Source organism: Lactiplantibacillus daowaiensis, assembly GCF_005405085.1.
GTDB classification, from domain to species: Bacteria; Bacillota; Bacilli; order Lactobacillales; family Lactobacillaceae; genus Lactiplantibacillus; species Lactiplantibacillus daowaiensis.
Genome location: NZ_BJDJ01000010.1, coordinates 52,422 through 69,039, shown reverse-complemented (window position 1 = coordinate 69,039; position 16,618 = coordinate 52,422). Strand labels below are relative to the sequence as shown.

Here is a 16,618-nt window from a genome sequence, read left to right as displayed (position 1 = left end):
TAGTTATAAGTTGAATTAAAATGACTAACCATTAAACACGGTTAAACTCGTTACTTTAATAATACGCTTACAATCGCGAAAGTAAAGGAAGGTAATGCTAGTAAACACGTTTAAATTTTGTTTATCATCTTTTAGTAATTAATTTATTAAACCGCTTTCATCAGTGCCTGAATTCCGCTATGATTAAGCCATCAAGTTAAGCTAAAAACTTTACCAAATGAAAGTGAGCGAATTTACCAATGACGAATCCTTTAAAAGTCAATGAATTCCTACATGGTGGCGACTACAATCCTGATCAGTGGTTAGATCAACCGGAAATCATTGATCAAGATTTTACCGCTTTTAAAACCGCCAAGATTAATGCGGTTACCGTCGGTATTTTTTCCTGGGCTAAATTAGAACCAACGGAAGGACATTATGAGTTTAGTTGGTTAGATGATATTTTTGATCGCGCTGCGGCGCAAAATACCAAAGTTATCTTGGCAACCCCAAGTGGGGCACGACCACAATGGCTAGCACAAAAGTATCCTGAAGTTCTCCGGGTTGATGAAAATGGTCAGCGTAATCAATTTGGCGAACGGCATAATCATTGTTATACGTCGCCAGTTTATCGTGAAAAAGTGCAAGCAATTAATCGCAAACTGGCTGAACGTTACGGTGATCGTGACAACTTAGTGTTGTGGCATATTTCTAATGAATATGGTGGTCAATGTTATTGCGATTTATGCCAGGCTGAATTTCGGCATTGGTTACAAGCGAAGTATCAAACGTTAGATAACTTAAATCATGCTTATTGGAGTGGTTTCTGGGCCCATACGTATACTGATTGGGCGCAAGTTCAAGCACCTAATCCACATGGTGATGTTGATGTGATGGGGTTGAACTTAGATTGGAAACGTTTCGTTACGGATCGTACCATCGACTTTTACGAAAATGAAATCAAACCGTTACGTGAACTGACACCAAATATCCCAATTACGACTAACTTTATGGGTGGTAATCCACCAGAATCACACGTCTTTTACGACTTGGACTATCAAAAGTTTGCACAACATGTTGATGTGGTTAGTTGGGATTCATATCCAAATTGGAGTAACGGCTATGAAAGTAGCGCACATTTAGCCATGAAGACCGCTTTGATGAACGATATGATGCGCAGCTTAAAACATGACAATTACTTGATTATGGAAAATACGCCTTCACAAGTAAATTGGCATCCAGTTAATCGGGCTAAACGTCCGGGGATGCACGAGATGGCCAGTTTGCAAGAGATTGCACATGGTGCTGACTCTATTATGTATTTCCAATTGCATCAATCGCGTGGCGCTTCCGAAATGTTCCATGGTTCAGTGATTACGAATAACTTGAGCACCCAAACCCGCGTCTTTCATGATGTGACCACGGTTGGCAATGACTTGAAACGATTACAAGCTGCTCATGATACGCACCGAACCGCAGCTAAAGTTGCCATTGTCTTTGATTATGACAATATGTGGGCCTTAGATGATGCCCGCAATTATGCACAAGCAACGAAGCAATACTGGCAAACGATTCAAAATCATTACCAATATTTCTGGGAACATGACATTCCGGTGGAACTTGTCGGGACGACTGATGATTTAACGGCTTACGATTTAGTCATTGATCCAATGCATTTCATGATGAGTACAGATTTTGCGGCTAGACTAAAAGCTTATGTTGCGCAAGGCGGTCACTTAGTTGGAACTTATATTACCGGGATTGTTGATCGGGATTTCTTGGCTTATCAAGGTAGTTGGTTACCAGATTTACAAGCGACTTATGGTTTAGCTGTGACTGAAACTGATACCTATTATCCAGAACAACACAACCAATTGGCTGCATTTGGTAAAACGTATCAAATTAGTGATTACAGTGATTTGGTCACAGTTGATACAGCTAAAACGTTAGGCACTTACCAACAAGACTTTTATGCTGGGACCGCGGCTGTGACTGAAAATCAAGTTGACCGTGGGACCGCGTACTACCTAGCTGCGCGAACGGATAACGCATTTTTAACTGATTTTTATGACCGCTTAGCCGTTCAACTACAGTTGAAACCAAATTTGGGCATGCATAAGTCTTCGCCAGCAGTATCGATTCAAGTGCGAGAAAATGCAACGACCAAGTATTACTTTGCCATCAACTTTAGTCATGAACCAGCAACGGTCACACTGACAACTGAGTTTGCTGATGCGTTACATGCCAATCGATCAGTGACAGGTGAACAAGCGCTAGCCGCATATGGGGTCCGTGTGTTTGCAGCGACTAAATAAGTCAATATAACGGGGTGAAACTAATGGAAGAAAATGCAAGTCAACAAGTTGCAACGAAAAAGAAGTTATCCTGGCACCAAATTGACGAAGGTATCGCGTTTGCGTTAGGTAATTTAGGTCACTCGGCGTTTTATGGGGCGTTAAGTACGTATTTTATCGTCTATGTCACGAGTGGGATGTTCAGCGGCTTACCAACGTCAATCGCTAATAAGCTCATTGGATTGATTACTGGGTTAGTGGTGGTCATTCGTTTAGCCGAAGTTGTCATTGATCCAATCTTAGGGAATGTGGTCGATAATACGAAGACCCGCTGGGGAAAGTTTAAACCATGGCAAGTCATTGGGAGTATCGTTAGTTCGGTACTATTGGTCATTATCTTTACTGGTATTTTTGGCTTAGCCAAAGTTAACTGGGTATTATTTGCCATTGTCTTTGTTATTTTATTCGTCGTTTTAGATATCTTTTATTCACTAGCGGATGTTTCTTATTGGGGCATGGTACCAGCGATTAGTGAAGACAGTCATGCACGAGGAATTTTTACCTCGCTAGGGAGTTTCACTGGTTCAATTGGTTGGAACGGCTTGACGATGGTCGTTGTGCCAATTACGACTTACTTCACCTTTGTCGCCACTGGTAAACATACCCAAGGGCCTCAAGGTTGGTTAGCGTTTGCCATTATTGTCGGGATTGTGGCCGTCTTGTCAGCGCTCTGTGTGGCGTTTGGGACGACTGAAAAAAATAATGCGATTCGCCAAGCTGCTAACGAAAAAACTTCTATTAAAGATGTGTTTGTTGGGATTGCGAAAAACGACCAAATCTTATGGATTAGTTTAGCTTACTTGTTATATTCATTGGCTTACGTGGTCACTAATGGGGTCTTGTTCTATCTCTTCAAGTTCGTTGTTGGTAAGCCCAATGAATTTTGGATTGCCGGGGCCGTTGCTACTGTGATTGGCTTTGGGACTGCGCCTTTGTATCCAATCTTAAACAAGTTTATTCCTCGAAAAGTGTTATTTGCGGTTGGCCAAGTTTGCATGATTTTATCCTACGTTATTTTCATCACGGCCCATACTAACATGGTGATGTTAATCTGTGGCTTGATTTTATTCAACTTTACGTTTGCACAATTAGTGGTTGTTTTATCTTTAACCGACTCAATTGAATATGGACAATTAAAGAATGGTAACCGGAATGAAGCGGTCGTCTTAGCAGTGCGGCCAATGCTTGATAAGATTACTGGGGCCTTCTCAAACGGAATCGTTGGTTCAATTGCCTTAGTTGCTGGGATGACTGGGAGTGCCACTGCGGCTGATATGACAGCACATGACATCAATACGTTTAACACATTAGCGTTTTACTTGCCATTGGCTTGCTCGATTTTATCCTTATTAGTCTTCATGTTCAAAGTGAAGATCACTGAAAAGAAACATGCGGAAATTGTGGATGAATTACAAGCAAAGTTAGCTGAAGGCGATATGAGTATCAGCGATACACCAGCGCAGGCCGCTAGTGATGCGCTTACCACTACAGTGTTAGCACCAGTTAGTGGTCAGGTCTTAGCGTTAGCTGATGTGAATAACGGTATTGATCAGGCAGGCTTGCCTGGTACTGGTTTTGCCATTCAACCGAGTGATGGCCGCATTTATGCACCATTTGATGGTACGATCAAGTTTACATTCTCAACGAAACATACCTTTGGTATTATCTCTGAAAATGGGTTGGAAACAATTATTCATGCGGGGATTGACACCGTCAATTTACGTGGTGAAGGCTTCACGACTTATTATCAAGATGGTCAACAAGTGCACGCTGGTGACTTATTATTGACCTTTGATCGAGATCTGATTCGACAAAGTGGGTACAATGATGCCGTCATTACTTTCTTTACGCAACCTGGTCGTTTGTCAAAAACAACACCAGTTATAGCTAAAACAGTTCAGCATGGTGATCAAATCATGCAAGTCACATTGACACAAAAATAGGTTGTTTATTAAGCGCCTAATCAGGAAAAAAACTGATTAGGTGCTTTTTTACTTAGGTATAAGAAATTTTATCTATGCTTGATAAACGCTGATATAGCAACGTTTTTAATCGACATGATTAAAAAATAAATTCAGTAATATTTGACGATAGTTAAGGAAGCATGCTAATCTAAGAAAAACGTTTACAATAATAAAATCATTAAATTATAATGAGAAACTATATGAAAAACGGGGGCTTTTGCATGGAATACCTTAAATTGATTGGGATTGTCATCATCATTTTAGGCTTTGCCTTTAAACTTGATACAATTGCGGTCGTGATCGTTTCTGCCGTTGCGACGGCACTGGTTGCTGGCATTTCGGTACCAGACTTATTAACATTACTCGGGAAGAGTTTTATTGAAAACCGGGTCGTTTCACTGTTCTTCTTGACGTTACCCATGATTGGGGTTATTGAACGCCATGGCTTAAAACAGTCGGCCGTGAATGCCATCCAAAAATTGCAGAATTTAACGCCGGGTCGAATCTTGAATTTATATTTACTGATTCGCGAAGTGGCCTGTGCTTTTGGGATTACCTTATCTGGCCAAGTGCAATTTGTTCGGCCACTGATTAGTCCGATGGTTCAAGCAGCCGCGAGTGCTAAGGAAAAGCTAACGCCTAAGCAGATTGATTTGATCAAAGGCCGTTCAGCAGCGACAGATAACTTTGGGAACTTCTATGCGCAGAACTTATTCGTGGCTTCAGGTGGGGTCTTATTGATGGCCAGCACCATGAAGTCACTGGGTCATGCCGTTGAACCAACCAGTATTGTGTTGTACTCAATTCCAATGGCAGTAATTACGTTTATCATCACCAGCTTGTATAATCATCATTTTGACCGTCAATTTAACATTGATCGCGGTCGGAAATCGGAGGCTAACCATGACTAATTTTATTAATAATTTTCTGGAAGTCTTCTATGTACTGATTGGGTTGATTATGCTATTTGCCGGGATCGAATCTTTCCGCGATAAAGAAAATCCAGCTCGTATCGGGACCGGTTTATTTTGGGTCATCTTAGCAGTGATTTTTGCGGGTGGTCGGATTTTGCCATATGCTGTGATTGGGGTCTTGATTTTACTCCTCGGGGTGTTGTCATTACTCAAACAAATCAAACCTGGCAATATTAAAGGTATCGATGAAAAAGTTGCTGAGAGTTCAGCTAAACGTTTGGGCGGTTGGATTTTCTTACCAAGTGTCGTATTGGCGATCTTATCGATTGTCATTGCCCAATTTACCCCACTTGGCGGTCAAATCGGGATTGGGATATCTTCGGTGATTGCATTGATCACTGCCGCCTGGATGACGAAGTCTAGTGCCAAGACGACTTATCATGATAGTGAACGGATGGTTCGCTCGATGGGTACCGCTGGGATTTTGCCACAATTGTTAGCGATGCTTGGTGCAGTATTTACTGCTTCTGGGGTTGGCGAATTAACAGCCAAGGCCATCTCCGGCGTCTTCCCAACTGGGAACCATTTGCTAGGTGTCGTCCTTTACTGTTTGGCAATGGCGATCTTCACGATGATTATGGGGAACGCGTTTGCTGCGTTTGCCGTCATTACTGCCGGAATTGGGATTCCGTTTGTTGTGGCTCAGGGCGGGGCGCCTGTTGTGGTCGCGGCAATCGGGATGACTTCTGGTTATTGTGGGACCTTATTAACGCCAATGGCAGCCAATTTCAATTCGTTGCCAGTTGCATTGATGGAAATGAAGGACAACATGGGGGTTATTAAGCAACAAGCCCCAATCGCGATCACATTATTAGTCATTCAAATTTTCTTGATGTATTTCTTAGCATTTTAAATTCGGAGGTTTTTGTTGATGAAAATTTTAGTAACGGGCTTTGATCCCTTTGGTGACGATAAGATTAATCCAGCTATTGAAACCGTAAAACGGCTGCCAGATACGATTGCCGGCGCTGAAATTATTAAGTTGGAAATTCCAACGGTATTTGATAAGTGTGCCGAAGTTGTTCATGATGCGATCGTTGATGCGCAACCAGACTATGTGTTGAACGTGGGTCAAGCAGGTGGTCGCTTCGCTTTAACACCAGAACGGGTCGCAATTAACTTTGATGATGGTCGGATTGCGGATAACGCTGGCTTCCAACCCCTAAATCGCGCGATTCATGAAGATGGGGAGAATGCATACTTTACGCAATTGCCAGTTAAGGCGATGGCGCGTGCCATTCGAGCCGCGGGCTTACCAAGTGTGGTCTCAACGACTGCCGGGACATATGTTTGCAACCATATCATGTATCAAGTGCAATATATGCGGGCGAAGGAGTTTCCACAATTAAAAGCGGGCTTTATCCACATTCCATTCTTACCTGATCAAGTAACTGGACGGCCTAATACGCCATCAATGTCGCTAGATGACGACGTTCGCGGTTTAACGGCGGCGTTAACTGCCATCGTTGATCGAGATGGTCAAAACGATATCGAAACCATTGAAGGCAGCATTGCCTAAAAATTAACTGTTAAAAATAACCTTGTTTAAATCATATTCTGATTTAAGCAGGGTTATTTGTTTAATTAAATTTTGAAAAGGTTGTGAAAATAAAAGCCGTTCTTTCTACTATTTTTCAATTGACAATGGTATTCTAAAAGCAGCGGGTGATGATTAAGGGGTGCAACAAAATTAACGTTTAAATAAATTAATCGATCGATTGCCAACCACAATTGATTCCTTGAAAGGAAGTAAAAAAACGTGAATTGTTTGCATAGACGAGTTTTTAATGGCGACCCCAAAGTCCATTACAAAATGTTCAAGTCTGGTAGGGTCTGGGTGTTTACTGCTATGGCGACGGTTGCGTTCGTAGGCGGTACGCCGGTGCTAGTACGGGCAGCACAACCAGAATCGACCAAAGTTACGACGACTCAGGTAACGACACCAACCAGTTCGACCGCTGCTTACCAAACAAAGGTGGCGGCAATTGATCAGCATGCAGTAGCCCAAAGTAATCAGCAGAATGATAGTTCGAGTACAACACCGCAATCGGGTGGCTATACCAATCAAAACGAGGCAGTCAAAAATAGCAGCCAATCAACAGCGCCTACTAGTGAAAAATCTAAAGCAATTATTTCAGTGGCACGACCGGATAATGTTAAGACGCGGATGGCGGCACCGGCTTCGGCACCAAAAACTGGGCAAGTAACGCAACCGATCCCAGCTAAGAAAAGTCAGGCCATCACCAAGGCAACTAGCATGACCACCGCGACTGATGCGACCATTCGGCAAGCGAATACTGCGGCGTCCTATGCACAGGCTGCAAGTAGTTATGCCCAAGTTGTGCAAACACCGGCGATGCAAGCAGCACTTAAGGCTGCCAATAGTGCTTATCAAGAAGCACAGACACAAGCTAAGTTTACGCAACACTATGAAAGTTTAGCTAATATGTATGCACAGGTGATCCGAGATCAATCATCAGCTGCCACAACATTACAGGCTAATTATGATAGTGCAGTTAAGCAGGTCGATGCGGCAGTTAAAGCGAATGCCTTAGCAACAGCACAAACGGAGCGTGCTGCGGCAGTTGCACGCCAAGAAGCCATTAAAGGATTGAGTCAACAAGCTAACAGTTATTATCAACAGAATAGTCAAGCAGTCGGTCAAGCGCAGTCGGCTGCTCAAGCCGCAAGTGCTGCTGCTGATCGAACTTATTCAGATACACAGTATGATGGTCCTAGTCATCAAGTTCAAACAAATTATGAACAAGCAAGTAGTGCTGCCCAAGTTGCGGCGCAAGCCGCCCAACAGGTTGCAGATACGTTTGATAAGTTAACGAATAAACTTTCGGTTGTTAATCAAGCCGTCACGACACAAGACTACGAAGCGGAAAGTGCTGCTTTTAAGTTAATCGAAAATCAAGTTCGCCAAATTGCCACGCATTTAGCGAATGCTCAGAATGCTGATAGTCAGGCCGAACATGAATTTTCACTGGCTCATAAAACAGTTATCGATGACTTAAAGGCCAATGCGAAAGCCGCGCAACAGGCAACGGCTCAAGCGGCAAGGCAGGCGCAACAATTGGCAAAACAAGCGCAGACTTATAACGGTAATCAAGCTAAGCAATATGCGGGCCAAGTCCAAAGTGCTGCTAATGTTATTAATAATCAGTCAGTTTTACTTGATAGTATTAGTACTGGCATTGATGAGACTAGTGATTTACAGAGTATTATTGCCTTTACGAATCAGGCAATGGATACGGCTGATGCGGCAGCTGAGCAATTGAAGTTAGCCAACAAAGCGGCTCAAATGGCGGCAAACTTTAATACTGAAGTTGAAAATGCCCGCCAAGATCATGATGGTGCCGAAATCACGTTAAGTCAGTCCCAAACGATTGGTATAGATGATCCGGTTAAGTTAACAACTAATTTAAACCTAGGCACGGGGTACATTAATTGGGGGAAAACAACTTATACTTGGTATCAAACAACTGACAAAAAGACTTGGAAACAAGTTTTACAGACGAATACAGGCCAAGCCAGCTTTAGCTTTCCAAATGCGGGACCTTATTATATCCAAGTTGTTGTTAGTGGAAATAAAGTTGGCATTTTAACCAATCCTAATTATTTGGCGGCCTCTAATGTTATTTCGCTGAATGTTGCTGATGGTACTGGTAACTATGCGACGCAAGCACAACAAGCTGCGCAATTAGCTAATGAATATGCGACTCAAATGTCACATACGTTTAGCTCAGCCAGTTCTGCTTGGACAGCTGCGCATAGTGCGGCGACCGACGTAGATTTTAATTCGGTTTCAGCTGCTGCAACGGCAGATCAAGATTATCAACTATTACAACAATTAGCGACACAAGCAGCAACTGCTAACAGCAATGCCCAAAGTGCGATGCATAGCGCCCAAGTCGCTGAACAAAATGGTCAATATGCTGAAGCCCGCTCGGCAGCGCAAGCAGCTACTAGCTATGCCAATACGGTTAGTTCAGCAACAGCAGCTGCTAAGACGGCTCAAAATCAGTTTACCCAAGACTTAGATGTGACGTTAAATGCTGTCGTCGACGCGCAAAATGCAGCTGCCCATTATTTGTCATTAGAGTATGCCGATACTTTACAACAATTATGTCAATCAGTTATCGACCAAGCAAAGCCAGTTAAAGAATTGGTGGCGGCCGCGCAACGGGCGTACGATGTGTCAGGTAGTGATCATGATGGTACTGAAGCCAACCTGAAAGTTGCAGTTGAGGCAGGCAATAATATCCAAGGTCTGGTCCTTTCGGCAGACGAGATGATAAACACAATGGGTTATTATATTGACAGAAATGACTATCAAGAATTAAAGGAAAAAATTGCCTACTTTAAAACGATACTAACAGCATTAAATGATAGAAATAAAGTGGTAACCAATGCCGCCAATGATGTCCTACAAACGATTGTTACCAATCAAGGGAAACACTATGCAGCGTTGACTGAAGCGGCAAGTGAGCAAGCGGATTCAACTAGTAGCACTATCAAAACTATTGCGACTCAGACGAATAGTTTAGCTAACAAGTATGCTAATAACACAACTTTAGGCAATGCCTATATCGCCGAGACGCGTGAAAAGGTCAATACGATTTATCAATTAACAACATTAGTTGGTAACAAGAAAACAGCGGCGGCACAAGCCTTAGAAGATGCAATTGCGGCGGTTTCACAAGGTAATTTTGCCGCTGGTAGTTCATACGTTGCCGTTGCCAGTCAAGCAACAGCCGCGGCCACGGCAGCCGCTCAAGCTGCAGCTAGCGCAGCTGTTGAAAATCAACAATTATTAACGAAAGCACAAGCTTATTCAGCGGATACGAAATCATTTAAATATACTGGTGATCGTGGTAATGCCAATGTCCTTTTAGGAATGACTTTAACAAATGGGATGACCACACAGCCGACTAAATATACCGCAACACGTTCCGGTAATACGATTCACTTATCGGCAGCTTCCCACTTAGGCATCGGTAGTATAAATGGTCTCACTAAGAGTAGCGGTTGGTGGGTGTTAATTGATGGCACTTGGCAACAAGTTGAAAAGGTCAATTCTAAAATATTTAAAGCTACTGATGATTCTCGAAATGGTTTTGATTTTTCAAGCCTATTGATGATGAATAATTCAAGTGGGAGCACGCTAGAAGTTCATCTTGCTGATGATTATATTGGCACTTTGATTTTTCAATGGCGTGCTGGTTATACCGGATTGGGTAACCTTGGTTTGAGTTTAACGACATATACGGCTAGTGATTTAGCCGAAGTCGATGTCTATGATCGTGATATTTCAGCGACTGATTTAGCCATCGCTGGTGATGATTATATTGTTAGCGCGCCAATTCAGAGTAAAGCAAGTAAGGATGGTATTGTTGCAACAAGCCAATATACTGTTACAACAAATCCTGGCAATGCAACTGGTGAAGTCACTTGGAAAACGAGTGATAGCAATGTTGCCAAAGTCGATGGCTCAGGCTGGGTGGTTGCTTTTGCTACTGGAACAGTGGACTTGATTGCAACAATCACTAACTCAGATGGTAGCCAATATACTGCCGTTAAACATTTAACTATCGGTAATGGGTTACAAGAACAAACGATTAGTGCTGGTAGTCAATTGCAATGGAGCCCGGATGGTGCCTATACAGCGGAAAATAAGCAGGTTAGTTATCAATGGTATCGGACCAAAGATGTTTTAAAAGATGGCAATGCCATCGCTGGTGCCAACCAGATGACTTATATCAAAGATAATGTCACAGTTGCCGATGGAGACTACTATTACTATGTAAAAATTACAAGTAATAGTTCGGGTAAACAAACGGCAATTAAACTGGGACCAGTTAAGTTAATTGTTCAAACAGCAGTAACTGATTTAGCTAATGTCGCTGTTCAGCAAGCTCAAGCCGCTACTAAAGAAGCCAATGATTATGATAGAGTAACCCAATCATATGGAGAAGTTGCCAGTCATAACCAAGCTCAAAATGTAGAAACAAAAGGGTATGTGGATCGTATTGGTGACGAAAACAAAAAAACGACCTATAACGCCCAACAAGCCCAAGCGGAATTAGATAAAGCACAGCAAAACGCGCAAGCTGCGTTAGCTGCTGAACTAAAAGGTGATAATGCGGGTGCCAAAAAGTATTTAGCCGCTGCCCAAGCTGCAGCACATAATGCTAGTGACTGGCGAAATAAAAATGCTGATTTAGCAGAAGCTGCAAATGATAATGCGAAGAGTGCCTTAGCTGTTGTCCCAACTAAACCAGTGACGCCAAGTATTCCAGGAACCAATACTGAGAAACCAGATGGTAATGGTGATACCAATCAATCAACTGGTGAAGGGCAAAAACCAGATACTAATGGCGGTAATGGTTCAGGTCAATCGACTGGCACTGGCGGTCAGGGGACTAATGCTGGTGATACAAATTCATCTGGTGGCTCGACCGAAGTTCCAGGTGGCACGACTACAGGAAACAACGGGAGTAACACGAATAAACCAGATGGTGGGACTAATCCGGAAACACCAGGAAGTACCGGCGATGGTAGCCACTCAACTGAAACGCCAGGTGGCACGACTACGGGTAATAATGGGAGTGACACAAATAAACCAGATGGTGGTACGAGTCCAGAAACACCAGGGAATACCAGCGATGGCAATCACTCAACCGAAACGCCAGGCGGTACGACTACAGGCAATAATGGTGGTAATACGAATAAACCAGACGGTGGGACTAATCCGGAAACACCAGGGAATACCGGCGGTGGCGACCACTCAACTGAAACGCCAGGTGGCACGACTACAGGAAACAATGGGAGTGACACGAATAAACCAGACGGTGGGATCAATCCGGAAACACCAGGAAATACCGGCGATGGTAACCACTCAACCGAAACGCCAGGTGGTACGACTACGGGAAATAACAGTGGTGATACCCACAATCCAGATGGTAATTCTAACTCAGAAAAACCAAGTGGCAATGGTGATCATGCCACTGGAACACCAGGTAGTACAACTACAGGAAATAACGGTAGTGACACGAATAAACCAAATGGTGGTACTAATACAGAAAGTCCAAACAATAACGGCAACTCAACTGGAACTTCTGGTGGTACAACTACAGGTAATAATACTGGAAATACCAATAATTCAGGCAATGGTACAACACCAGGTAGTACAGGCGATGGCAACCAATCGACCAGTAATCCAGATGGTGGCGCTAATCCAGAGAATCCAAGCGGTAATGATCACTCAACTGGCACTCCAGGTGGCACGACTACTGGCAATAATGGTGGTAACACGAATAAACCAGACGGTGGTACTAGTCCAGAAACGCCAGGTGGCACGACTGCTGGCAATAATGGCAGTGATACTGATAAACCGAATGGTGGTACCAACTCGGGAACGGCAAATGGGAACGGTAATAGTGACCATGCCACCGAAAAACCAGGTGGTGCAGCTACAGGAAACAATGGTGGAGATACTAATAATCCAGATGGTGGGAGCAATCCGGAAACACCAGGAAATACCAGCGATGGCAATCACTCGACTGAAACGCCAGGTAGTACGACTACAGGTAATAATGGGAGTGACACGAATAAACCAAACGGTGGGAGCAATCCGGAAATACCAGGAAATACCAGCGATGGCAATCACTCAACTGAAACGCCAGGCGGTACGACTACAGGTAATAATGGGAGTGACACGAATAAGCCAGATGGTGGTACTAACGTAGAAACACCAAACGGCAATGGCGATAATAGCCATTCAACCGGAAATTCTGGTGGTGCAACTACAGGTAATAATGCTGGAAACGCCAATAATTCAGGCGATGGCACAAAGCCAGGCAGTACCGGCAATAATGGTGGTGATCACTCAACGGGCACTCCTGGTGGTAATACCAATAATTCAAGTGGTACCCCGGGTGGCGTAACTACAGGTAACAATGGCAGTGACACGAATAATCCAAATGGTGGCACTAACCCAGAAGCGCCAAACGGTAACAATGGTAGTTCAACCGGTACCCCGGGTGGCACAGCTACAGGAAACAATGGTGGAGATACCGATAATCCAAACAGTGGTACTGATCCAGAACATCCAAGTGGCAATGGTGATAGTGATCACTCCACTGGCACGACTACCGGTAATAATGGGAGTGGCAACAATAACTCAAATGGTGGTACCACCCCAGAAACGCCAGGCAATACCGGCAATGGTGATCACGCTACCGAAACGCCAGGTGGTACGATTACGGGTAATAATGGTGGTAATACTAATACCTCGGATGGCGGTACTAATTCTGGAAGCTCAAGTGGTGATGGTCATTCTGCCGGCAATAATGGCGGTAATACCAATAAACCAGGCAGTAGTACTAATCCAGGAAATTCAAGCGGTAACGGTGAGGGTACTAACAAACCAAATGGTGGTACGAACTCAGAAAAGCCAGGTAGCACCGGTAATAATGGTCATTCCACCAACACCTCGGGTGGCACACCTTCGGGCAATAATGGGAGTGATACCAATAATCCAGATGGTAGTGTTAAACCAGAAGTACCGGGTAGCAATGGTGACAGTAATCATTCCACGGGTATCCCAGGTGGTACAACGTCAGGCAATAATGGGAATGACAGTAATAAACCAAATGGCGGTGACAGCCAATCGTCTGGGAATACGAGTGGCACGACTACTGGCAAACCTGATACGAATACTAATCACCCAGATGGCAATACCAATTCTGGAACCTCGCAAGGGAACGGTGATACTCATACCACTGGCTCAGTAGCGCCTGGTGATGGCGATCAGCATCACAATGGTGGAGACACATCAACTGGTAACCCTGGCACAACTGGAACTGTTGAAAAACCAGGTAAGCCAAACGGGTCTGCATCTGAAAACCATGGTGCTACGACAAATCCAAGTAAGCCTGTGGCACCTGGGCAAACGGTAGATATCAACGGTGGCAATCATCATCCTGGCTCGACCACCTCTAAGCCAGATATTAATAATGGGGCTAACGCAAACTTAGCTGGTTCGGGACAAGAAAATACGAGTCAAACCAGTAACAGCCATAATGGTAGTCAAACAGGACATGGCACAACATCCGAGATCAATAGTAGTCATCATCAATTGAGTCCTGATGCGACTGCTTCTGTGATGAGTCAAGCTGAGCCTGATGTTATTGATCAAGGGAGTGCAGTCACAAACAAGCCAACTCTAACTACAACGCAATCAAATCTTGCAACAGTTACTGGTTTAATAGATGGTAAATTGCTGACTGATTCTAGTCATACTGGTATTACCGGTACACTGAGTTTGCCGGTAACCGGTAAGCCGGATGCAGCGACTCTTGTAACGGTAGCAAATGGTAGTCTTAACCGTAGTCAAAGCGATGTACGACCAGTCGATTTGACCAGTGAAGTCACCGAAGCCGATGCTGGCATGACTAAAGCGACAACTACACAATCGGACACATTAGCAAAGACAGATAAAGCGGCTCGACATACCATCAAAGGTAAGTTGACACCAGCGACAACTGTCCAAGCTTCAGCCGCTGACCATTTAAAGGCAGCAGCAACCAGCAAAGCTACTGATGCTAAAACCAACATTTGGTTCCTATTGATGAGTCTGGTAGGTGCTGGTTTCATTTATGGCTGGTTCCGGAAACGCCGACAACATGATTAGTTTTAATAATTAATAGTTGTGTGGCAAGTAAGCTGTGATTAATTCGTTCAAGAAAGCTTAACAATGTTCAAAGCACGTTGCTGTCAATTATGATATAGATAGCAACGTGCTTTTGTGATAGGACTAACTGAAATGAACTTGGAGTCAGGGGAGCAGCCTATGTATTATTTTATTAACGAATATTTATTACCAAAAAATTCTAGTGTCGAACATGCCGCGATGCAACGTGTACAATTGTTTACGCATTATCGAGTGCCAGCTAAAGTCGTGACGAAGGCCTACGATCGGTTGTTGCATCAAACAATGCCGGATTTTGGGTTAACTGATAGCCAAGTCCTAAATATGTTTGATTACTTTCAACAAGCCACACCGCAAGTAGTTCATACGGAAGATTTGAATTTGCCTTGTGAGTATGCGATTGATGTGGGGGCTAATGTTAGTCAAGTGTTTAATGGCGATGATTTGGTGGCCAAGGTGGGCTTTATTCCTGGTTCGATTGGGCAAGTCTTTTATCAAGAACACTATGACAATCAGGGTAATTTAATGGCGACTGATTTATGGGATTATCGTGGCTTCAAATCAGCGACGCAATACTTTGGGCAGAATGGTGAACTAATCATGGAACGGGACTATACCCCGCAAGGCCAAGTCGTCTTGGAACAATATTTTGTCGCAGATACCCAAAATCAACCATTATTGTCGCGAGTGATTTTAAAGACCGGTTCAAATGACCATTTTTTTGCCAATTTAGATGAATTATTTGTATTTTTCCTGACGCAGCTTAGTCACGATAAAGTGGCATCAGTCACCTTTATTAGTGACCGCCCAGGAACGGGGATTTTACCATTACTACAGTTAGATAGTCATGTCCGCAAATATGTGATGGTGCCAATCTATCATGCGTTAGATATTCATGACCCACTACATGCACCATTGGATGGCTTCTTGCAACCAGCTTTTGATAACTTACAACGGTTTGACGGGTTTATCACGACGACATCGGCACAAGCACAACAGTTGCAGCAACGTTATCCAACCGCTAAAGTAACAGCCATTTCGCCGGTTGCGGTTTCGAAGCAAAATGTGCCGCCAGTGCAGTCGCGTCCACGTCAACTTTTGTATGTCGGTCGTTTGGCAGCTGATCGTCAGCTAGAACAACTGATTCGGGTCGTGGCACTAGTTAAAGCCCAATTACCCACAGTTCAATTTGATTTGCGTGGCTTTGGTGACGTGGATTATTGTCAGACATTGACACAATTGATTCAAACACTGGGACTGACAGAAAATGTTCACTTGATAGATTACCGACCTGACTTTGCGGACCAATATGAGTCGTATCAAGTATTATTGAATGCTGATTTAGCTAATGGTGGGCCGCTAGCGATGATGGAAGCCTTGGCACACGGACTCCCAGTTGTTAGCTATCGCTTTAATTATGGTCCCCAGGATTTTATTGAAAATGGACGAAATGGGTGGTTGATTGACCCTGGCGATCAATTAGCGATGAGCCAAAAAATCATTGGTTTGTTGACGCAGTCGCATCAATTAGCTGCATTTAGTCAAGCAGCCATGGCGTCGGCACAAACTAAGTGGGGCCGACTGAAAGTTTGGCATCAATGGCAGCAATTGCTTGGCTGTTAAGGGGGA

7 protein-coding genes are annotated in these 16,618 nt (G+C 43.7%); all 7 read left to right on the top strand.

Annotation, left to right across the window (positions count from 1 at the left end; all coding sequences use genetic code 11):
* Positions 1-239: 239 nt before the first annotated feature.
* The 7 genes from FFM75_RS07730 (at position 240) to FFM75_RS07700 (ending at position 16,612) form a co-directional block, all read left to right on the top strand.
* Positions 240-2,294, top strand: a complete 2,055-nt coding sequence (locus FFM75_RS07730; protein WP_137628600.1) for a beta-galactosidase — start codon at positions 240-242, stop codon at positions 2,292-2,294.
* A 23-nt stretch (positions 2,295-2,317) separates the two neighbouring features.
* The gene (locus FFM75_RS07725; protein WP_137628599.1) at positions 2,318-4,276 is read left to right on the top strand and encodes a sugar MFS transporter; all 1,959 of its coding nucleotides are present in this window, start codon (positions 2,318-2,320) and stop codon (positions 4,274-4,276) included.
* Positions 4,277-4,518: 242 nt separating this feature from the next.
* The gene (locus FFM75_RS07720) at positions 4,519-5,208 is read left to right on the top strand and encodes a DUF969 domain-containing protein (protein ID WP_137628598.1); all 690 of its coding nucleotides are present in this window, start codon (positions 4,519-4,521) and stop codon (positions 5,206-5,208) included.
* Positions 5,201-6,124 (top strand): DUF979 domain-containing protein, encoded by a 924-nt coding sequence (locus tag FFM75_RS07715; protein ID WP_137628597.1) that lies wholly within the window; start codon positions 5,201-5,203, stop codon positions 6,122-6,124. Before FFM75_RS07720 ends, FFM75_RS07715 begins: the two co-directional genes overlap by 8 nt.
* 18 nt (positions 6,125-6,142) lie before the next feature.
* On the top strand, positions 6,143-6,790 hold the full coding sequence (gene pcp, locus FFM75_RS07710; protein ID WP_137628596.1) for a pyroglutamyl-peptidase I: 648 nt from the start codon (positions 6,143-6,145) through the stop codon (positions 6,788-6,790).
* Positions 6,791-7,030: 240 nt separating this feature from the next.
* Positions 7,031-14,971 carry a KxYKxGKxW signal peptide domain-containing protein gene (locus FFM75_RS07705; protein ID WP_137628595.1) on the top strand — a complete coding sequence of 2,647 codons (7,941 nt, stop codon included), beginning with the start codon at positions 7,031-7,033 and terminating at the stop codon, positions 14,969-14,971.
* Between the two features lie 159 nt (positions 14,972-15,130).
* Positions 15,131-16,612 (top strand): glycosyltransferase, encoded by a 1,482-nt coding sequence (locus FFM75_RS07700; RefSeq protein ID WP_137628594.1) that lies wholly within the window; start codon positions 15,131-15,133, stop codon positions 16,610-16,612.
* Positions 16,613-16,618: the final 6 nt, after the last annotated feature.

Coding starts and splice junctions, on each gene's coding strand:
- FFM75_RS07730 (WP_137628600.1), top strand. CDS start 240: ATGACGAATCCTTTAAAAGTCAATGAATTCCTACATGGTGGCGACTAC.
- FFM75_RS07725 (WP_137628599.1), top strand. CDS start 2,318: ATGGAAGAAAATGCAAGTCAACAAGTTGCAACGAAAAAGAAGTTATCC.
- FFM75_RS07720 (WP_137628598.1), top strand. CDS start 4,519: ATGGAATACCTTAAATTGATTGGGATTGTCATCATCATTTTAGGCTTT.
- FFM75_RS07715 (WP_137628597.1), top strand. CDS start 5,201: ATGACTAATTTTATTAATAATTTTCTGGAAGTCTTCTATGTACTGATT.
- pcp (WP_137628596.1), top strand. CDS start 6,143: ATGAAAATTTTAGTAACGGGCTTTGATCCCTTTGGTGACGATAAGATT.
- FFM75_RS07700 (WP_137628594.1), top strand. CDS start 15,131: ATGTATTATTTTATTAACGAATATTTATTACCAAAAAATTCTAGTGTC.